The 19,186-nt window shown below is 63.9% G+C and carries 22 protein-coding genes and 1 tRNA gene; 12 read left to right on the top strand and 11 right to left on the bottom strand.

What is annotated here, in order from left to right:
- Positions 1–32: 32 nt before the first annotated feature.
- The gene (locus GKC28_RS09375) at positions 33–1,052 is read right to left on the bottom strand and encodes an NADP-dependent oxidoreductase (protein ID WP_174146642.1); all 1,020 of its coding nucleotides are present in this window, start codon (positions 1,050–1,052) and stop codon (positions 33–35) included.
- A gap of 192 nt (positions 1,053–1,244) precedes the next feature.
- On the opposite strand from GKC28_RS09375, the gene GKC28_RS09370 reads away from it, so the two are divergent.
- Positions 1,245–2,030 carry an inositol monophosphatase family protein gene (locus GKC28_RS09370; RefSeq protein WP_174146641.1) on the top strand — a complete coding sequence of 262 codons (786 nt, stop codon included), beginning with the start codon at positions 1,245–1,247 and terminating at the stop codon, positions 2,028–2,030.
- Positions 2,031–2,124: 94 nt separating this feature from the next.
- Here GKC28_RS09370 and GKC28_RS09365 read toward each other — a convergent pair whose 3' ends face one another.
- The 3 genes from GKC28_RS09365 to putA form a co-directional block, all read right to left on the bottom strand.
- Entirely contained in the window at positions 2,125–2,493 is a 369-nt protein-coding gene (locus tag GKC28_RS09365) for a GFA family protein (RefSeq protein WP_174146789.1), read from the bottom strand.
- A gap of 209 nt (positions 2,494–2,702) precedes the next feature.
- Entirely contained in the window at positions 2,703–3,473 is a 771-nt protein-coding gene (locus GKC28_RS09360; RefSeq protein ID WP_174146640.1) for a rhomboid family intramembrane serine protease, read from the bottom strand.
- A gap of 53 nt (positions 3,474–3,526) precedes the next feature.
- Positions 3,527–6,940, bottom strand: coding sequence for a bifunctional proline dehydrogenase/L-glutamate gamma-semialdehyde dehydrogenase PutA (gene putA / locus GKC28_RS09355; protein ID WP_174146639.1), 3,414 nt, complete (start codon positions 6,938–6,940; stop codon positions 3,527–3,529).
- A 126-nt stretch (positions 6,941–7,066) separates the two neighbouring features.
- Between putA and GKC28_RS09350 the strand changes: the two genes are divergently transcribed.
- From GKC28_RS09350 to GKC28_RS09335, 4 genes are all read left to right on the top strand, one after another.
- On the top strand, positions 7,067–7,537 hold the full coding sequence (locus GKC28_RS09350; RefSeq protein ID WP_039186370.1) for an Lrp/AsnC family transcriptional regulator: 471 nt from the start codon (positions 7,067–7,069) through the stop codon (positions 7,535–7,537).
- Between the two features lie 64 nt (positions 7,538–7,601).
- Positions 7,602–8,201 (top strand): tetratricopeptide repeat protein, encoded by a 600-nt coding sequence (locus GKC28_RS09345; RefSeq protein WP_174146638.1) that lies wholly within the window; start codon positions 7,602–7,604, stop codon positions 8,199–8,201.
- A gap of 108 nt (positions 8,202–8,309) precedes the next feature.
- Positions 8,310–8,395: transfer RNA gene (locus GKC28_RS09340), tRNA-Leu, on the top strand.
- Positions 8,396–8,576: 181 nt separating this feature from the next.
- Positions 8,577–9,308, top strand: coding sequence for a helix-turn-helix transcriptional regulator (locus tag GKC28_RS09335; RefSeq protein WP_174146637.1), 732 nt, complete (start codon positions 8,577–8,579; stop codon positions 9,306–9,308).
- Here the strand turns inward: GKC28_RS09335 and GKC28_RS09330 are convergent.
- The 6 genes from GKC28_RS09330 to GKC28_RS09305 form a co-directional block, all read right to left on the bottom strand.
- The gene (locus tag GKC28_RS09330; protein WP_174146636.1) at positions 9,285–9,971 is read right to left on the bottom strand and encodes a hypothetical protein; all 687 of its coding nucleotides are present in this window, start codon (positions 9,969–9,971) and stop codon (positions 9,285–9,287) included. The genes GKC28_RS09335 and GKC28_RS09330 overlap by 24 nt on opposite strands.
- Before the next feature lie 235 nt (positions 9,972–10,206).
- Entirely contained in the window at positions 10,207–10,671 is a 465-nt protein-coding gene (gene queF / locus GKC28_RS09325) for a preQ(1) synthase (RefSeq protein WP_174146635.1), read from the bottom strand.
- Between the two features lie 17 nt (positions 10,672–10,688).
- Complete coding sequence (gene queE, locus GKC28_RS09320) at positions 10,689–11,396, bottom strand: 7-carboxy-7-deazaguanine synthase QueE (protein WP_174146634.1); 708 nt, start codon at positions 11,394–11,396, stop codon at positions 10,689–10,691.
- Complete coding sequence (gene queD / locus GKC28_RS09315; protein WP_174146633.1) at positions 11,393–11,746, bottom strand: 6-carboxytetrahydropterin synthase QueD; 354 nt, start codon at positions 11,744–11,746, stop codon at positions 11,393–11,395. The genes queE and queD overlap by 4 nt, the downstream gene beginning before the upstream one ends.
- Positions 11,746–12,447, bottom strand: a complete 702-nt coding sequence (gene queC, locus GKC28_RS09310; protein WP_174146632.1) for a 7-cyano-7-deazaguanine synthase QueC — start codon at positions 12,445–12,447, stop codon at positions 11,746–11,748. Before queC ends, queD begins: the two co-directional genes overlap by 1 nt.
- 239 nt (positions 12,448–12,686) lie before the next feature.
- A complete protein-coding gene (locus GKC28_RS09305) occupies positions 12,687–13,577 on the bottom strand; it encodes a LysR family transcriptional regulator (RefSeq protein ID WP_174146631.1) in 891 nt (296 codons plus the stop codon).
- Positions 13,578–13,687: 110 nt separating this feature from the next.
- On the opposite strand from GKC28_RS09305, the gene GKC28_RS09300 reads away from it, so the two are divergent.
- From GKC28_RS09300 to GKC28_RS09290, 3 genes are all read left to right on the top strand, one after another.
- Entirely contained in the window at positions 13,688–14,446 is a 759-nt protein-coding gene (locus GKC28_RS09300) for a class II aldolase and adducin N-terminal domain-containing protein (protein WP_174146630.1), read from the top strand.
- Positions 14,447–14,469: 23 nt separating this feature from the next.
- Positions 14,470–15,474 carry a sterol desaturase family protein gene (locus GKC28_RS09295; RefSeq protein WP_174146629.1) on the top strand — a complete coding sequence of 335 codons (1,005 nt, stop codon included), beginning with the start codon at positions 14,470–14,472 and terminating at the stop codon, positions 15,472–15,474.
- Between the two features lie 96 nt (positions 15,475–15,570).
- Positions 15,571–15,759, top strand: a complete 189-nt coding sequence (locus GKC28_RS09290; protein WP_174146628.1) for a hypothetical protein — start codon at positions 15,571–15,573, stop codon at positions 15,757–15,759.
- 4 nt (positions 15,760–15,763) lie between these two features.
- On the opposite strand, the gene GKC28_RS09285 is transcribed toward GKC28_RS09290, so the two are convergent.
- Positions 15,764–16,522 (bottom strand): alpha/beta fold hydrolase, encoded by a 759-nt coding sequence (locus GKC28_RS09285; protein ID WP_174146627.1) that lies wholly within the window; start codon positions 16,520–16,522, stop codon positions 15,764–15,766.
- Between the two features lie 103 nt (positions 16,523–16,625).
- On the opposite strand from GKC28_RS09285, the gene GKC28_RS09280 reads away from it, so the two are divergent.
- The 4 genes from GKC28_RS09280 to GKC28_RS09265 all read left to right on the top strand — a co-directional run bounded on the left by GKC28_RS09280 (position 16,626) and on the right by GKC28_RS09265 (position 18,781).
- Positions 16,626–16,991, top strand: coding sequence for a hypothetical protein (locus tag GKC28_RS09280; RefSeq protein WP_174146626.1), 366 nt, complete (start codon positions 16,626–16,628; stop codon positions 16,989–16,991).
- Between the two features lie 67 nt (positions 16,992–17,058).
- Complete coding sequence (locus tag GKC28_RS09275) at positions 17,059–17,655, top strand: TetR/AcrR family transcriptional regulator (RefSeq protein ID WP_174146625.1); 597 nt, start codon at positions 17,059–17,061, stop codon at positions 17,653–17,655.
- Between the two features lie 92 nt (positions 17,656–17,747).
- Positions 17,748–18,425: a PspA/IM30 family protein gene (locus GKC28_RS09270; protein ID WP_174146624.1), complete on the top strand. Its 678-nt coding sequence runs from the start codon at positions 17,748–17,750 to the stop codon at positions 18,423–18,425.
- Positions 18,426–18,493: 68 nt separating this feature from the next.
- Positions 18,494–18,781 (top strand): hypothetical protein, encoded by a 288-nt coding sequence (locus GKC28_RS09265; RefSeq protein ID WP_174146623.1) that lies wholly within the window; start codon positions 18,494–18,496, stop codon positions 18,779–18,781.
- The last annotated feature ends 405 nt before the right edge of the window (positions 18,782–19,186 follow it).

The following is a 19,186-nucleotide window of genomic DNA, read 5'->3' as shown; positions in this document are numbered from 1 at the left end:
GTTGCATAATCCGGCAGATGCCGGCGCTTGGCTCAGACCAGCTTGACGATCTGCTTGCCGGTATTGCCGCCCTGCATCATCGACAGGAAGGTCGAAGGTGCATTTTCCAGCCCCTCGGCAATGTCCTCCAGGTACTTGATCCCGCCGCTGGCGATCTTGGGGGCTACTTCCTGCAGGAAGGCCGGGTAGCGGTCGTAGTGGTTGAAGATGATGAAGCCATTGACCGACAGGAACCTGGTCAGCACCGCGCGCCAGATCGCCGGAGCTGTCAGGTCCGTCTCAGCGCTGTTGTACCAGGCGATCATGCCGCAGACCGGGATGCGGCCGAAGTTGTTCATCAGCGGCAGCACCGCCTCCAGCACCTTTCCGCCGACGTTTTCATAATAGATGTCGATGCCGTCCGGGCAGGCAGCCGCTAGTGCCGCGCTCAACGCCTCGGCCGATCCCAGGGCCCGGTGGTCGAGACAGGCGTCAAAACCAAAAGTCTCCACCGCCAGCTTGCACTTGTCCTCGCCGCCCGCGATGCCAACCACGCGCAGGCCTTTTTGCTTGGCTAGCTGCCCCACCATGGAGCCGACCGGGCCGGTGGCCGCGGCAACCACCAGGGTTTCGCCCGCCTGCGGGCGGCCATAGGCGTCCAAGCCATGCCATGCGGTAAACCCCGGCATGCCGAGAACGCCAAGCGCCGTGGTGAGCGGTGCCATGTCCGGGTCCAGCTTGCGGATCTCGGAGGCCTTGGCGCAGGCATGGCTGGCCCAGCCGAACATGCCCAGAGCGAAGTCGCCGGGTTGGTAGTCCGGGCTGTTCGAGGCGATCACTTCCCCGACGCCGCCCGCCGTCATGGTCTCGCCGATCTCCACTGGCGGGGCATAGGATTTGCCTGCGTTCATGCGCCCGCGCATATAGGGGTCCAGCGACATATAATGAACCTTTACAACCACTTCGCCTTCGCCGGGCTGGGGCGGGTCCACGGTCTCCAGGCGGAAGTTCTCCTCGCTGGCCTGGCCTTCGGGGCGGCTGGCCAGCACGATACGCTGCATCTGGTCGGGCATGGGGGCACTCCTTGTTCTGTTTGCAGCGAAGTCTGGGTGCGACGGCGGCGGATTTCAACCGCCCGCGTGCCCCGCGCCGCGGCGTCAGGCGGGATGTGCAGTTTGCGGCATAACCCCTTGGCATTCGGGGGCAGGGCGCGTATAGGCACGCATTGACCCGGCATCTCCCCGACGTGACAGGATTCTGCAGACATGATTGGCAGCGCAAACCTCAATGTGATGATAAAGGCCGCCCGCAAGGCAGGCCGTTCCCTGGTGAAGGACTTCCGCGAGGTGGAAAACCTGCAGGTCTCGATGAAAGGCGCGGGCGACTTCGTCTCCAAGGCCGACATCGCCGCCGAGAAGATCATCAAGGAAGAGCTGCGCAACGCCCGCCCGACTTATGGCTGGATCGCGGAAGAGGGCGGCGAGATCGAGGGCGAAGMCCCCACCCGCCGCTGGATCGTCGACCCGCTGGACGGCACCACCAACTTCCTGCACGGGCTGCCGCACTGGGCGATCTCCATCGCGCTGGAGCACAAGGGCAAGATCGTTGCAGGCGTGGTCTATGACGCTGCCAAGGATGAGATGTTCTTTGCCGAGAAGGGCGCCGGTGCCTGGATGAACGACACCCGTATCCGCGTCTCGGGCCGTCATCGGATGATTGAATCGATCTTTGCCACCGGCGTGCCGTTTGGCGGCCGCGCCGACCTGCCGCTGACGCTGCAGGATCTGGCCCGCCTGATGCCCGCCTGCGCCGGCGTGCGCCGCTGGGGCTCTGCCGCGCTGGACATGGCCTATGTGGCTGCGGGCCGCTATGAAGGCTTCTGGGAGCGCCGCCTGAACCCGTGGGACCTGGCCGCGGGCATCATCATCGTGAAGGAGGCCGGCGGCCTAGCCGAGGCGATCGACCCGGAAGCGGGCATCATCGACAGCGGCTCGGTGGTCTGCTCCAACGAGCCGATCTTCGAGAACTTCGCCAAAGTGATCCGCGGCTGAATTTGCCCGGAACTTTGAGCATCGGAAACGCGGCCATTGAGCCGCGTTTTTTGATTTTAAGGGAGGTGTTGCATAGTGAGGGCTGTCGGCAGGATCACTGATCCGACGGATGGTTCACCCCGTCATTCCACGGGATCTCGCCATAGGTCTCCGGGTGAGTCCGCGGATTGGCGCCCTCGATACAGCCCAGATTGACGCCGCAATCCTTGGGATCGGACCGGCGCTGATGGTGGGTGTAGATGCCGCAGGTCTTGCAGAAGTAGTGCTTCGCCGTATGGGTGCCCCAGGTGTAGAGACTGAGGTTCTCCGCTCCCTTCAGCACTTTCAGGCTGGCGGTAAGAGCGGTGACGGCCGCCGCCCCGCGGCGGCGGCAGAAGGAACAGTCGCAGCGCGCAGCCGAGGCGAGGCCTTCGGGAAACTCCGCCTCGATCTCAACGGCGCCGCAGTGGCAGGTGGCTTTCAAAAGTGTCACGGCTATTCCCCTTGCTTGGCAAACATTGAGTAAAACCTTCGATAATTCCCCGTAAATTTCTCCGGAGCGGATCTACCATTCCCTTACCCCGATGTCCGTCGGGGCGGCGGCCTGCGTTTTAATCAGTAGCCTGTTCCCATGGTTCCGCAGGCCGTCTTGATACTTCCTTCCTGCAAACGAACACCGGACTGCGGGGCGCTTCATTTCCCCCACGGCCCCGGATTACGCTTCTTTCGCGGCAGTTTCGGGATGCGGCTGGCGGAGTATTCGTACTCATTCTCAGGATGTGGCGGAGTGCCATGCGTCCGGTTCCAGAATGCCGGGCCGCCGCGGCGCAGCCACAGGGGTAGGCACAGGATCAGACCGACCGCAAAGCCGCCGGCATGGGCCCAGTAGGCGACGCCGCCCTGGTTGGGGTCAGAACCGAGGCCGCCGAAGAACTGCATCGCCAGCCATACGCCCAGCATCACAAAGGCCGGGATGGTGAAGATGCGGAAGTAGATGATCAGCACCAGCAGGATATCGACCCGCGCCTTGGGGAACATCAGCAGGTAGCCGCCCATCACCCCGGCGATGGCGCCGGAGGCACCGACGGTAGGCACCATCGACCCCGGCGCCGACATCACATGGATCAGCCCGGCGCCAAACCCGCTGAGGAGGTAGAACAGGAGGAAGAGGAGGTGGCCCATCTCCTCCTCCAGATTGTCGCCGAAGATCCACAGGAACAGCATGTTGCCGCCCAGGTGCATCAGCCCGCCGTGGATGAACAGGGAGGTGAACAGCGTCCCGTACCCGTAGCCGTGGCTGATCTCGGCAGGCACCACCGCATAGGCGTCATAGAAATAGGCCAGCGCCCGGGGGGAGGCGTAGCTGGCCGTGTAATAGATATAGGCCAGGACATTTACGGCAATCAGCGCATAGACGACATAGGGCCGGCGGCCGGACGGGTTGTGGTCGCGGATCGGAAACATGGGGGAACGCTGGGCCGGAAACGGCCCAGCGTCAAGTGCTTAGCGCGGAAAGCTCAGGCCATGCCGCCCAGCAATTGCGCGTTGCCGCCGGAGGCGGTGGTGTCGACGCAGACATGGCGCTCCGCCAGCACCCGGGCGCGGTCCGGCTTGCCCGGGATCAGCGGCACAATCGCACCGTCGCGCTTGGCCAGGCTCTGTTCGATCTCGCGGCCGGTGGCTTCGTCACCCCACCACAGGACGCCTGCGATGCCGTGGATGCTCTCCAGCTGGCTTAGGTCCAGCAGGCCATGCGCCTCAATTGCGGTGCCGCCGAGGCTGATCACCTCCTTGGCCTGCGCAGCAGCGGCCTCGGCCCCCGGACCCATGCACAGCAGCGGCGGGCGGGCAGAGACGGTCAGGCGGTTCGACTCGCCGGTCGGGCCGGGCAGGGAGGTGGTGACCGGCTGGCTGGGCACGCCGCTGGGTGCTTTCAGCTCAGTGATATTCTGCTCCCAGCCGCTGGCGCTGGACTGGCGGTCCGGGGCGCAGAACCGGCTGAGGTAGAGCGGGCCGCCTGCCTTGGGGCCGGTGCCCGACAATCCCTCGCCGCCGAACGGCTGGCTGCCGACGATGGCGCCGATCTGGTTGCGGTTCACATAGATGTTGCCCGCATGCACCCGGTCGCAGACATGCTGCACCCGGTCGTCGATGCGGGTGTGCAGACCGAAGGTGAGGCCGTAGCCAGTGGCGTTGATGTCGGAGATCACCTTGTCGAGATCCTGTGACTTGAACCGCGCGACATGCAGCACCGGGCCGAAGATTTCTTCTTCCAGCGCACTGATGCCGGGAACCTCGATCATTGTCGGCGCCACGAAGGTGCCGCCCTGCGGCGCGCGCATTTCCTTCAGCACCCGGCCCTCGGCGCGGGCCTTGCCGACATGCGTCAGGATGCCTGCGCGGGCGCCTTCGTCAATAACCGGCCCGCTGTCGGTGGACAGGTGCCAGGGGTCGTCCAGCTGCAGGCAGTCCATCGCGCCCTTCAGCATTTTCAGCACGTTATCGGCAACGTCGTCCTGCAGATACAGGCAGCGCAGCGCCGAGCAGCGCTGGCCGGCCGACTGGAAGGCGCTTTCGATCACCGCCTGCACGGCCTGTTCCGGCAGCGCAGTGGAGTCGACGATCATCGCGTTCAGCCCTCCGGTTTCCGCAATCAGCGGCGCGCCCGGCTGCAGGTTTTCGGCCATCGCCTTGCGGATGCGCAGGGCGGTGGCGGTGGAGCCGGTGAACGCGACGCCGTTCACACGCGGATCAGAGGTGATGGCGGCCCCGACCACGCTGCCGCGGCCCGGTACCAGCTGCAGGGCGCTGCGCGGCACACCGGCCTCATGCAACAGCTGCACGGCGCGGTGGGCAATCAGCGGCGTCTGGTCGGCGGGTTTTGCCAGAACCGCGTTGCCCGCAGCCAGAGCGGCCGAGACCTGGCCGGTGAAGATCGCCAAAGGGAAGTTCCAGGGCGAGATGCAGGAGAAGATGCCGGCAGGCGGCGCATCGGGAATACGCGCCGCATAGTAGCGCAGGAAATCCACTGCCTCGCGCAGTTCGGCCACTGCGTCGGGAATGGTCTTGCCGGCCTCGCGGGCGAGGATGGCGAACAGCTCGCCGAAGTTTTCCTCATAGAGGTCGGCGGCTTTGTTCAGCACAGCAGCCCGCTCCGCTGCCGGGGCGTCCCAGGGATCTGCCAATGCCAGCGCCAGTTCAATATCCTCTGGGCTGCACTGGGCGACGGTGCCAACCACGCTCTGGTCGGTGGGGCTGGTCACATCCTTGGCAGCTTCCGGCTGGGCGTCGCCCGCCAGCAGCGGCGCAGCCTGCCACTGGTGGCTGCGCCAGGGCGCGCGGGCCTCTTCGATCCTTGCCAGCGTCGGCGCGTGGCCCAGATCGAATCCCTTGGAGTTGGGGCGCTCCGGCGCGTACAGCTCCGGCCCGGTCGGGATCTTGCGGGTCACATCTGCGACGGCAGCAAACGGGTCCGCGGCGACCACTTCCGGCGGCACGTTTTCATCGACGATCTGGTTCACGAAGGAGGAGTTGGCGCCGTTTTCCAGCAGGCGGCGCACCAGATAGGCCAGCAGGTCGCGGTGGGCGCCGACGGGCGCGTAGATCCGGCAGTTGGTCTTGTTCTGCTCCAGCACCATCTGGTGCAGGGTTTCGCCCATGCCGTGCAGGCGCTGGAATTCATAGCGCTCATTGCCGACGCCTTCGGCCATATGCAGGATGGCGGCGACGGTATGGGCGTTGTGTGTGGCGAACTGCGGATAGATCCGGTCCGTCATGCCCAGCAGCTTGCGGGCGTTGGAGATGTAGGACACATCGGTCAGCGGCTTGGAGGTAAATACCGGGAAACCGTCGACGCCCTCGACTTGGGCGCGTTTGATCTCGGTGTCCCAATAGGCGCCCTTGACCAGCCGCACCATGAAGCGGCGGTCGTATTTCTCCGCCATCCCATGCAGCGCATCAATCGCCAGCCCGGTGCGCGGCCCATAGGCCTGCACCACCACGCCAAATCCGTCCCAGCCCGCCAGTGCGGGGTCAGAGACCACGGCTTCGATCACTTCCAGCGACAGTGACAGGCGGTCGGCTTCTTCGGCATCGACGTTGAGGCCCATCTTGGCGGCCTTGGCGAGCAGCGCCAGCGCCTTCAGGCGCGGCACCAGCGCTTCCATCACGCTGTGCTCATGCGCCAGCTCATAGCGCGGATGCAGCGCCGACAGTTTGACCGAGATGCCGGGGTTCTTGCGGATGTCATCGCTGTTGCAAGCGGCAGCAATGGCGGAGATCGCCTTGGAATAGGCCAGATGATAGCGCGACGCATCGGCCTCGGTCCGGGCGGCCTCGCCCAACATATCGTAGGAATAGGTGTAGCCCTTGGCCTCCATCCCGGCGGCGCGGTTCATGGCGCTTTCGATGGTTTCGCCCAGCACGAACTGGCGGCCCATTTCCTTCATCGCGCGGCTGACGGCGGTGCGGATCACCGGCTCGCCCAGACGCTTGATGGCACCGCGCAGGGCGCCGATCGGGCTGCGCTCCTCGTCCAGAACCTTGCCGGTCAGCATCAGCGCCCAAGTGGAGGCGTTGACCAGAGAGGAGGTCGATTTGCCCAGGTGCTTGCCCCAGTCGGACGGTGCGATCTTGTCCTCGATCAGCGCGTCGATGGTGTCGGCATCCGGCACCCGCAGCAGCGCTTCGGCCAGGCACATCAAGGCAACGCCCTCATCGGTGGAGAGGCCGTATTCGGCGAGGAACACCTCCATCAGCCCCGGCGCGGAATGGCCGCGGATGTCACGCACCAGCGCAGCGGCGTTGGCGCAGATTTTTTCGCGGTCTGCTTCGGTGAGGGCGGCCTGGGCCACCAGCTGGTCGCGCATCGCGGTCTGATCGGCATAGGTGCCGGCGTCGATCCGGTAGCGCAGCTTGGTTTGAGCGGTCATGCGGGGAACTCCACAAAAGGTGTGCAGGGCTTTTGTTGAGAATACACCCTTTCCAGAAGGACAATCGCCTAAAGATGTGATAAGGCTAGTTTAGATGAGTGAATTATTGACCCTCAGGTAGTCCAAATGAACTCCATAGATCTTGACCGCTTCGACCGGGCGATTCTGAATGTGCTGAGCGAGGACGGCCGCATCTCCATCGCCGACCTCGCGCGGCGGATCGGACTGTCGAAAACCCCGACCCAGACCCGGCTCAAGCGGCTGGAGGCGGAGGGCATCATCACCGGCTACCGGGCGCTGGTGGATCCGATCCGGCTGGGGCTGGACCATGTGGCCTTTGTCGAGGTGAAGCTGGACGACACCCGCGAGGCTGCGCTGGCCAAGTTCAACGCAGCCGTGGCGCGGCTGCCTGAGATCGAGCAGGCGCATATGATGGCCTCGCATTTCGACTACCTGCTGAAGGTGCGCACCCGCTCGATGACCGATTACCGGGCGGTGCTGGGGGAGAAGATTTCCTCGCTGCCGCATGTCGCCTCCACCTCGACCTATGTGGCGATGCAGGCGGTCAAGGAAGACGGCGCCCTGGGTCCGCTTTAGGAGGGGCAGGGGCGGCGCACGCCCAGTTGACTTGATTGAAACCGGAATTGTGCGAGCATGGGGCATGTTGTTTGCCTTTCGTCGCGCCCCGTTTTCCTTCGCCGCCTGTGCTGCGGTTCTTGCTGCCGCTTCTTTCCCGGTGTTGGCGTCGGAATGCCCCGACGCCCCCGACCACAGCACACCATTGGAAGCGCTGCTGACCGAGGTGCAGGAAGCTGAAACGGAATCCCATGCACGGGAAATCGCCAATCGCATGTGGGAATACTGGGCCGATGCGCCAAATGCGCAGGCGCAGGCCATTCTCGACCGCGGCATGACCAAACGCTCCGCCTTCGATTTCCTCGGCGCGCTGGCGGACTTCGACCAGCTGATCGCCTATTGCCCGGACTATGCCGAGGGCTACAACCAGCGCGCCTTTGTGCATTACCTGCGCCGGGATTTCGCGTCTGCCCTGACGGACCTGGACCGCGCGTTGGAGCTGTCGCCCCGCCATATCGCCGCGATGAGCGGGCGGGCGCTGTCGCTTTACGGCCTGTCCCGGCTGGAGGAAGCCCGCACCGCGCTGGCGGAGGCGCTGGCGCTGAACCCGTGGCTGCCGGAGCGCTATCTGGCGGAGCCCGGCGGGCCGCTGGCGCCGCCCGGAGCCGGCGATGTGGAGTTGTAGCTTTGCCCGCGCTGCGGGAAATTTTAGCCGATCTGGCCGAAAACACATTGTCCGCGTGAAATCAGGCGGCTAGACCTGCGTTTTAGGTGCCCGGTTATGGCACCCCGTGCCCGCGTGGTGGAATGGTAGACACCGGAGACTTAAAATCTCCTGGCCGTATGGCCGTGCCGGTTCGAGTCCGGCCGCGGGCACCAGCTCTCTCAATTCAATTACGGCGCTGTCTTGATGGCAGCCTTCTGCACGGCCCCTGGCGCCGGGCAAAGCAGGGGGCTGCCCGCCACTTTGGTGGCGCTTCCAGGGATCGCGCTGAGACTGCGTTGCTGCGACGATGATTTTGTGCAAGATGTTTCGCGAAATGTGAAAGATCCAGCACATATGGCGCTCATCCACGAGAAAATCACGGCTCTTCTAAACGACATGAACCTGTCCAACCGGCAGGCGGCGCTGAAGTGCGGCATCCCCTATGGCACCTTCAACAGCGCGCTGAAGCACGAGCGCGAGATCGGCTGGAGCACGCTGGATGCGCTGGCGCGCGGTCTGGGGGTGTCGTTCCAGTATTTTTCCTCGGACACGGCCGGGCTGGAGCTGCTGCCGGATATCCGCGCTGACGCGGCAGCTGCGAAGGCATTCGAGATTCTCAATGCACGGCTGCAGGCCGCTGCAAGAACCCGCCAGTACAGTGGCTGCGACGTGTCGCTGCAGGACTTCCTGGACTGGTGGTTCGCCAACAGCGGCCGCCTGGAGGGCTTTGACCGGCTGCAGCATGCGGTCGACATGTTCGACCCGCCGGATTCGGAACAGAACCGCATTCAGCCGATCCGCTCCGGTCCGGCCAGCCTCGCCTCTATCTGTTTTGAAGTGTCCGATAGCAACCAGCTGCGCAGCACGCTAAACGGGTTCAGCGAACAGGTGAACGCGGATCTGGTGATGGCCCACAGCGAAGCCATCAGCCGGGGCGAGCCGGTGATCACCCATCCCTCGCTGGACGTGAAACTGCTGAACGGGCGCCGGTTCACCCGCCAGTACCGCCGGGTGCTGGCACCAGTCTATCTGCCGGACGGAAAGCTGCTGGTGGTCAACTTCTCACAGGACATCAAAACCAGCTAGGTCGCTCTGCAGCATATGCTCCATCTCCAGCCGGGGTGCGCCGACAAACCATTCGGTGCTGCTGCGTACCTCCGGTTCCGGGGCGCGCCATTTCTGCGCCCGGGGGATGGCGCGGGTGAAGCCATAGACCAGATCCAGCCGCGCCTGCATGTGGCGGTCGGGGATGAAGGCATAGATCCAGTCCACATCCCATTTTTGGATCGCAAGAATCTGGAAGATCCGCATGAAGGGTGCCAGCCGTTCCGACCGCCTCCCGCGGTGGCCGGGCAGGAAGGTCAGCTCGCCGACATAGGCCAGCCGCCCGCGCACCTCGCGTGCCAGCGGCTCGGCAACGCTTTCAACCCCGCCGCCGGCATCATTGGGGAACTGGTGGCGCGATGTGCGCAGCAGGTACTCGGCCAGCGTCTCCCGGCCCAGGTCCTGCAGCATTGAGGCCGCGCCGCCGATGTAGCTGTCGCCGTCCTTCAGGAACAGCCAGAAGGCGGAGTTTTCGGTGTGGTCGGCCCGTTCGATGGCGAATCCCGGCATCTGGAATTGACGTCCTGTTGCGACAGCTGTCTCAGGCACTTTCTCGAAATCCGTGAACATTTCGACCTGCAGTCCGGCCTGCGACAGCGCCTGTAAGTAGCCCGAAAGCGTTTTCCCCAAGTCCAAAGAGTTCATGAAGCTCCCCTGTTTCATTGTTGTCCGTCCGGTCCTGCCGGACCCCTCCCGGTGTCTCCGGAGAGTTCAGATCAACTAAACTTAAAACCACTTTTGCGGTAAATTGTTTGTTTCTATCGGACGTGCCGCAACTTGCTGCGGCAGGTCGGGTTCGGCGGTCAGGGTTTGTTTTGCAAAGAAAAAGCCCGGCAGCCGGGCTGCCGGGCACTCTGTTGAAAGATTGCTCAGGGTTGTATCAGCCGCGGCCGCGGTAGGGCGGCACGCCCTGGTCCGGGATCCAGACGCCCTCCGGCATCGGGCCGGTCTGCCAGAACACGTCGATCGGGATGCCGCCGCGCGGGTACCAGTAGCCGCCGATGCGCAGCCATTTGGGCTCCAGGAAATCCGCCAGGCGGCGGGCGATGGAGACGGTGCAGTCCTCGTGGAAGGCGCCGTGGTTGCGGAAGGAGGTGAGGAACAGCTTCAGCGATTTGCTTTCCACCAGCCACTCGCCCGGCACATAGTCGATCACCAGATGGGCAAAGTCCGGCTGGCCGGTCATCGGGCAGAGCGAGGTGAATTCCGGCGCGGTGAAACGCACGTTGTAGGCAACGTCGGACTGCGGGTTCTGCACCCGCTCCAGTTCCGCCTCTTCCGGGTTTTGCGGCACGATGGTGTCGCCGCCCAGCTGTTTCAGGTTGCTGTAGATGCTGTCGGACATGTCAGGGTTCCTTGTTGTCAGACGCCGCGCTTGTTGCCCCAGACCAGCACATGCAGCTGGGGCAGGACGCGGGGGGTGAACCAGCCGTCGCCGGTCACTTTTTTGATGAGCCACAGGAGGCGCTCGGTGGCCTGGTTCAGATCGACCGGCAGCTCCGGGTCGACCTCAGGGTTGCCGGGCTGCAGGTACAGCGGCAGCTCCGGGTGGCGTTCGGCAGCGGCCTTGGCCCAGGCGTAATCTTTGTCGTCGAAGATCACGATCTTCATCACCGCCTGGCCGCAGCCCTTGGCCGCTTGAAGGCATTGGTCAAAGGCCTTCCAGTCCACGGTTTCGCCGCTGGAGGGCGGCTTGGGGCTCAGCACCAGCGTGTCGAGATCCGCAAACCAGGGCTTGCTCACCGATCCTTGAGTCTCGCAGGCAAACCGGTAGCCCTCGGCCTTGCCATAGGCGATCACCGGGGCGAAGTCCTGGATCGCCGGGTTGCCGCCGGAAATCGACACCGTCAACGGCTTGCCGCCCGACAGGCGGCGCACCTCTGCCATGACTTCCTCTGGCGCCATCACCGCCCAGTTGTGCCGGTAGGCGCTGTCGACCGCATGCATGCTGTCGCACCAGGAGCAGCGGTAATCGCAGCCGCCGGCGCGCACAAACACCGTGGGCTCCCCGATCAGGGCGCCTTCGCCCTGGATCGTGGGGCCGAAGATTTCTGCAATGCGCAGGGTCATGGCCGGTACTCCGCCCAGGTCTTGGGCGTCTCCGAGACTTTCACAGCGGTCACTTCCGGCCAGCGCGCATGACACCAGTCGTAGAAATGCCTGGCCATGTTCTCCGCCGTCGAATGACCCTCCAGCACGTCGTTCAGGTGCCGGTGGTCGAAGGTGCCGTCGATGTAGTCCTTCAGCGGTTTTAGCTCGTGATAGTCGCGCACAAAGCCGTCCGCGTTCAGCTCTTTGGCTGCCAGTTCCACCACAACGATGTAGTTGTGCCCATGCATCCGGGCGCATTGGTGGTCCGGCGGCAGATGGGTTAGCTGATGCGAGGCGGAGAAGTGGAACTCCTTGGTGATCCGGAACATCAGCCGCCGTCCTTCCCGGCAATGGCGGCTTTCCAGAAATCCGGGTCGGCATAGTCTGTCGGGTCTTCGACGCCTGCCAGGTGGAAGGCCTCGCGCCGCTCCACGCAGGTGCCGCAGCGGCCGCAGTGCTTCTCGCCGCCCTTGTAGCAGGACCAGGTCTCGGCAAAGGGGGTGTTGTGCCTGGCGCCCGCGGCGACGATGTCGCCCTTGGTGCGGTGCACAAACGGCGTATACAGCCGCACGTCCGCATAGCCGTCCAACGCCGCACGCTGCATCGCATCAAAGGCCTCGGTGAAGGCCGGGCGGCAGTCCGGATAGATGAAATGGTCGCCGCCATGCACCGCCGTGGCCACGGCGTCGTCGCCGTTTGCAGCGGCGATGCCATAGGCGACGGTCAGCATGATGGCGTTCCGGTTCGGCACCACGGTGACCTTCATGGTCTCTTCCTCGTAGTGGCCGTCCGGCACGTCGATGTCATCGGTCAGGGCCGAGCCGGAAAGCGCGGCGCCGATGCCCCTCATGTCGATGATGTCATGCGGCACGCCCAGACGTTTGGCAGCGGCGGCGGCATAGTCGAGTTCCTTCTTGTGGCGCTGGCCGTAATCGAAGGAGACAAGACGGGTCAGCTGATGCTCTTCAGCGACCATATGGGCAAGCGAAACGGAATCCAGCCCGCCCGAGCAGATAACGATAGTTTTCATTTTTGAACCCTTGTTTTGGTGACCGGGTAGGCTGCGACCGGTGCCGCGCGTTTAGCAGCAAGCAGCAAATGGCGCAAGCCGCGGGCGTATTGCGAACATTCGGCAGGACTTGTTGGGGAAATTTGAAAGTTTGGCGTTGGAGGGCACTTTGTGAGGGCAGTGCTTGTCCGGGGGCGGAAGCGTAGCGCCCGCCCATGGGGCGGAAGGGCGCTGCCCGGCGTGCCGACGGGCGGTGCAGTCTAAACCGGCGGCAGCTCTCCTTCCAGCCACTCCAGAAACGCCCGCGATGCCGGGGTGCTGGCATGGCTGGGTGGCGGCATCAGAAAGTAGTTCTCCAGAAGTTCCGCCGAGTGATCGCTGGCCCGGACCAGCTGGCCGCTCTCCAGCAGCCCGCCCGCCAGCGTGTCATGGGACATGGAGATCCCAGCCCCGTTCAGTGCTGCGGTCATGGCAATCACATAAGTGGAGGCCAGGTTGATCTCGTGATTGCGCTCAAACGGCAGATCCTGCGACTTGAACCACGCCCCCCAAGACCCTGTCACACCGGCACAATCCAGCAGTGTGGCGGTGCGGAAGTCCGCTTTGCCATCCTGAAATCCCGGCGCGCAGACCGGGTAGAACCGGTCGTAGGTCAGCCGCACCGCTGCTGCCGACATGTCGTTCGGGCGGCCAAAGCGGATCTCGGTCCCGGCAAAGGCTGCATGGCGCTCCGGGTCCCAGATCGGCGTCACGATGTTCAGCACCAGCCATGGAAACTTCTGGTACAATCGCGGCAGACGCGGCGACAGCCAGAAGACTGAGAACGCCATATTGCACTGAAGCACCAGATGCCGCCCCTGATCGCCGCCAGTAAAGGCCTGGGTGCCCGCAGCAATCAGCTCAAAGGCCTCCCGCACGATAGGCATGTAGTTGGCCCCGGCCTCGCTGAGCTCCAGCGCCCGGGTTTTGCGGATGAACAGCTCCCGGCCCAGAAAGTTCTCCAGGCTGCGCACATGCTGGCTGATTGCCGATTGGGTCAGGTTCAGCTCCGCCGCGGCGCGGGTGAAGGACAGGTGCCGGGCGCTGGCCTCAAAGGCGCGCAGCCAGGTGAGCGGTGGCAGGGAAGAGGAGGGTGATCCGGGTGACGGCATGGATGCAAGACCTATGCATTAGTTGAATTAATGCATAGCGGCTGAATCCATCGTTTGTCAGCAGGAATTTCGGCTGGCACCACTAGGAAAAGCGGATTTGGAGGCCCAAGATGAACAAGCAAGCGGAACTGAGCCCGAACCTCACCTATTGGCAGGAGCGCGTCGACATGGCCGCGGCCTTCCGCTGGACCGAGCGGCTGGACATGCACGAAGGCGTCGCAAACCACTTCAGCCTGGCGGTCAACGATGACGGAACCCAGTTCCTGATGAACCCCAATCAGGCGCATTTCCGGCGTGTCAAAGCCTCGGATCTCTTGCTGCTGGATGCAAACGACCCCAAGACCATGGACCGCCCCGATGCGCCGGACCCGACGGCCTGGGGCCTGCACGGCTCCATCCACCGGCTGTGCCCGCACGCACGCTGCGTGATGCATGTGCATTCGATCCACGCCACCGTCCTGGCCTGCCTGGCCGACAGCACCCTGCCGCCGATCGAGCAGAACACCGCCACCTTCTACAACCGCTATGTGGTCGACGGCGATTTCGGCGGTCTGGCGTTTGAGGACGAGAGCGCCCGCTGCGCGTCGATGCTGACCGATCCCAAGGTCAAGACCATGATCATGGGCAACCACGGCGTGCTGGTGATCGGCGACAGCGTCGCGGACACTTTCAACCGCCTCTACTATTTCGAACGCGCCGCAGAGACCTATATCCGCGCTCTGCAAACCGGCCAGAAGCTGCGTGTGCTGAGCGATGAGATCGCCGAGAAGACCGCGCAGGAGCTGGAGGATTACCCGGACCAGGCTGAGCGACACCTGGCGGAGCTGAAGGCGATTCTCGACGACGAAGGCTCCAACTACGCAAGCTGAGCGCCAGCAAGGGAGGCGGCACAATGGACGGAACTTTGCACTCCGCGGAACGCGACCGAGAGGCCGAGCGCTGGCACTACCACCCCAAGGGGCCGGTGCCGCTCAACCCGCTGTTCAGCTGGCCGCCGCGCCCGGCAGCGGTCCTCAGATGGTACCGCGGTGCCTGGATGGAGATCACATCGCTGACGCTCTGTTTCCTGCTGGCGCTGGCGATCTATGCCTGGATGCTGCCGCCGCTGGCAGAGATGGGTGAATTCCGCCCCGGCTGGATGCTTCAGGTCTGGCTGGCCAACCTGCTGCCGCAGGCCGCGGTGGCCGGGGGGCTGCACTGGTGGCTCTACATGCGCAAGGGCCAGGGGATGCAAAAGAAGTTCGACAAACGCGACCTCTCGCGCGGCAACGGCACCTTCACCTTCAAGAATCAGGTGCTGGACAATATCTGGTGGACGCTGGGCAGCGCCATCACCGTGGCCACCGTCTATCAGTGGGGCATCTATTGGGGGATGGCCAACGGCTGGGTTCCCACCGTGACCTTTGCCGAAGCGCCGGTCTGGTGCGTGGTCTGGATGCTGTTCATCCCGATGTGGTCCGGCCTGCATTTCTATTGGGTGCACCGGCTGGAGCATCACCCGCGGCTCTACAAACATGTGCACGCGGTGCATCACCGCAACGTCAACATCGGGCCGTGGTCAGGGATTTCAAACCACTGGTATGAAAACCTGCTCTACTTCACCACCTATTTCATCCACCTGATCGTGCCGTCGCACCCGCTGCATCTGACCTTCCATGCGATGTTCCAGCAGATCAGCCCGGTACTCTCGCACTCCGGCTTCGAGCGGGTGATTGCCAAGGAAACAGAGGCCGCGAAGGCCGGCGATTTCTTCCACCAGCTGCACCATCGCTATTTCGAGTGCAACTACGGCACCTCTGAAATCCCCTTTGACAAGTGGTTCGGCACCTACCACGACGGCTCTGCCTCAGCGACAGAGCGGACCCGGGCTTTCAAGAAGCAGATGTACACCCGCTAGAATTGAGGTTTTCAGATTCTGATCAGGATCAAGGCGTACATATTCGCGATTCCCTATGCCTGACCGCAGGACAGTCAAAGGCATAGGAGAAAGCCCATGTTGCGCCTTGCATCCATCCTCTATTCGCTGATCGGCAGCAGCCTGGCCGGGGTCGCTGTGATTGCGGTTCTGGCAGCCGGGCTGGTTAACACACAGGCAATTCTTGCGGCCGCAGCTGCTGGTGCAGTGCTGGCACTGCCAGTGGCCTGGCTGGTGGCAAAACAGCTCTACGCACGCGGAGCCTGACGCGTCACGCGTTCAGGAACACCCGCGCGGCGGCCTCGAACTCCCGCGGTTTCTCGGCGTGCAGCCAATGGCCCGCGCCGGGCAGTTTGGCAAAGCGGGCATTGGGGAAGCGCGCGCGGATCTCCTCACGGTGCTCCGGCAGCACGTAGTCCGATTCCGATCCTGACAGGAACAGGACAGGCCCATCCCAGGCGGCGTCCGTCTGCGGGAACGACATGATGTTCGGCATCTGATCCGCCAGCGTGTCGAGGTTCAGCTTCCAGCGCTTGTTCGGCAGGTCAAGCGACTGGGTGAAGAAGCTCTGCAGCGCAGGCTCCACCCCGGCCTCGGCTAGCCTTGCGGCGGCCTCGGGGCGGCGCTCAATGGACTTCAGGTCCAGCGACTTCATTGCGTGGATATACTGGATCTGCGTGTGGCCATAGGCGACCGGCGCGATGTCGGCGACCACCAGCTTGCGCACCGCTTGCGGGTGGTTCAGCGCCAGCATCATCGCGGCCTTGCCGCCCATCGAATGGCCGATCACATCCATCCGCCCGCCATGCGACGCAATCACCCCGGCAAGGTCCTCCGCCAGCTCCGGATAGGTGTGGCTGTCCTCGCGCGGGCTGTCGCCGTGGTTGCGCATGTCCACCGCAATTACCTGCCGCTCATCCGACAGGCGCTTGGCGATGACGCCCCAGTTTCGGGCGGATCCGTAAAGGCCATGGGCAATCAAAAGCGGGGTGTTTGCGGTGGCAGAGCCATGAATGATCGTGTTCAGCATGAGCACTTGATAGCCGCGCAGGCGGAGCCTTGCCACCCCCATTGAGGCAGCCGCGGCAGCGGGCTAGGGTAGCGCCAAAGCACAGCAAGGGGAGAGTGCCGGAATGGCCGCCAGCCTGGACCAGGATATTGAAGAGATCCGCACCCTCCTGAAGGAGCGCGAGCACGCCTCCGGCGACCTGGCCGCCGCGCTGAAACACGTCCGCCGCCGCATTCCGCGGCGGGTTTACAAACAGGGCATGCGCCTCGCCACTGCGATGCCTCTGCTGTCGCATCCCAAACTGCGAATGACGGTGAACGAGAAACCGCTGCAGGGCGCGGCGCGTGAGGTGAAAGCGCATCTTCAGAAGATCGACCTTGCCGACCGCCGGAAGGGCTTCTGGCTCGGTGTCCTTGGCAGTATGGCGTTTTCCATTCTCTGCGTACTGATCCTGTTGGTGGTGGTGCTGCGCTGGCGCGGCCTGATCTGATTTCCTGCTTTACGCCCCGTCTGCCCGCTGTATTTTGAACGCGGTTCAAGACAAAGGGCAGGGAGCCATGGCAGGCAAGGTGGAGGCGCGCAAGGCCGCGCTGCGGCAGAAACTGGTGGAAGCGGCAGAGATCCGCATCGCACGCGACGGGGCCGGGGCGCTGCGCGCCCGCGACCTAGCGCAGGATGCGGGCTGCGCGGTCGGAGCGATCTACAACGTTTTCGACGATCTCACTGCCATCATCATGGCAGTGAACGGGCGCACGTTCCAGAAGCTCGGCGCCGCGGTCGAGGCTTCGGTTGCGGGAGCAGAGGCGGAGCCGCCCAGCCGCCGCCTGATCCTGATGAGCAACGCTTACCTTCATTTCGCTGTGGAAAACACCAAGCTGTGGCGGGCGATGTTCGACCTGCGGATGGCTGCCGGAGATGCAGTGCCGGAGTGGTATATGACCGCACTCGATGACCTGTTTGCCAATATTGCCCGCCCGGTGGGGGAACTGTTCCCGGACAAGGACCCAGGCGAGGCGGCCCTGATGGTGCGGGCGCTGTTCTCTGCCGTCCACGGCATCGTGCTCTTGGGGCTGGAGCAGCGCATCTCCGGCGTGCCGCCGGAGCGCATCGAGCAGATGATCGCCCAGGTGCTGGAGCAAATCGGCAGCAGGTGAGCTATGAACACTGTTCAAGAAAACTCTTGAACAGTGTTCACATTTTTGCTACATGATTCTCCGTGAACGATGTTCACTTTGCGGGGGAAATGATGTTCAATACTCTGAAGACCCTGATCACCGGCGCCAATGCCCGCGCGGAAGAACAGCTGCGCGAGACCTATTCGATCGAGCTGATCACCCAGAAGATCCGCGAGGCGGACGCCAACCTGAAGGCGGCTAAACTGACATTGGCCAGCCTGATCCAGCGCCAGCGGGCAGAACAGCGCCAAGTGGACACCCTGGAGGAGCGCATTCGCGACCTGACGGCGCGGGCAGGCGAGGCGCTGGAGGCAGGGCGCGAGGATCTGGCCAGGAACGCCGCCCAGGCGGTTGCGGATATGGAAAACGAGCTGACGGTACGCCGTCAGACCCTGGACCGACTCGACACCCGTATCCTGCAGCTGCGCCAGTCGGTGGAAACCGCCAGCCGCCGCATCACCGACCTCAAGCAGGGCGCCATTGCCGCCCGCGCCACCCGGCGCGAGCAGGACATCCAGCGCCGCCTGCGCCGCCACACCAGCGGCGATAGCCCGGCAGAGGAGGCCGAGGCGCTGATCCGCGACGTGCTGCAGCGCGACGACCCCTTCGAGCAGGGCGAGATCCTTCGCGAGATCGACGGCGAACTTAACAATACCACGATTGCCGACGATCTGGCCGACGCCGGTTTCGGCCCCCGCAGCCGCAGCACTGCCGCGGACGTTCTGAACCGCCTGAAGACCAAAGGCTGAACCGCCCTTTCTATTTCCGCGCAGCCGGCCGGGCCGGGCTGACCCATTCAATTTGACGGAGAAAACACATGTATACCGACAACACCGACAACAAGCTGATCATTCTTCTGAACACCGCCGGCGTCGCTATCGCCTATGGCATGCTTGGAATATCCCTGTGGCTCTCGACTGATGTGCCGCTAGCGACCAAGGGCTACTGGGGCATGGCGGTTCTGCTGCTGACGCTGAGCCTGATCAACGTGGTGAAATACCGCTTCGACCACCGCTCCAGCGAGGACCGCATCCGCAAGATCGAGGACGCCCGCAATGAAAAGCTGCTGGAAGACGCGCTGATGGATACCAAGAAGGACTTCTGAGTTCAGCCAGGGTGACCCTGGTCGCAAGCCGCCCGCTGCATTTGCGGGCGGCTTCTTTTCGCTGCGGGTGCCTCGCCAGGAGCGCATTGCAGTACGAGCCGCCCCCGCCGCTTTCCGGCCTGGCTGCGGCAGGCCCTTAGGCGYCGSGCCGGGATKGTTAATGCTGCGAGATTCCGCGTAATTTGCTGTTAACAAACAAGGTTTCGCAGCGAAACCCCTTTTCGGTAACGCTGCCCCCGCGGACCGCGATCCGCATTGCCCTGCCAAAGCAAAACCGCCGCGGCTTTGAGGCCGCGGCGGTTCAATGTCAGTCCCGGAAGGGCTTACAGGTTCGGGTAAAGCGGGAACCGGGCGCAGAGGTCCGCCACTTTGGCGCGCACCGCCGCTTCCACGTCGGCGTTGCCC

It is taken from the genome of Leisingera sp. ANG59, assembly GCF_013317235.1.
Classification (GTDB): Bacteria; Pseudomonadota; Alphaproteobacteria; order Rhodobacterales; family Rhodobacteraceae; genus Leisingera.
The sequence above is the reverse complement of the archived record's forward strand: the minus strand, read 5'-3'. Positions and strand labels throughout refer to the sequence as shown.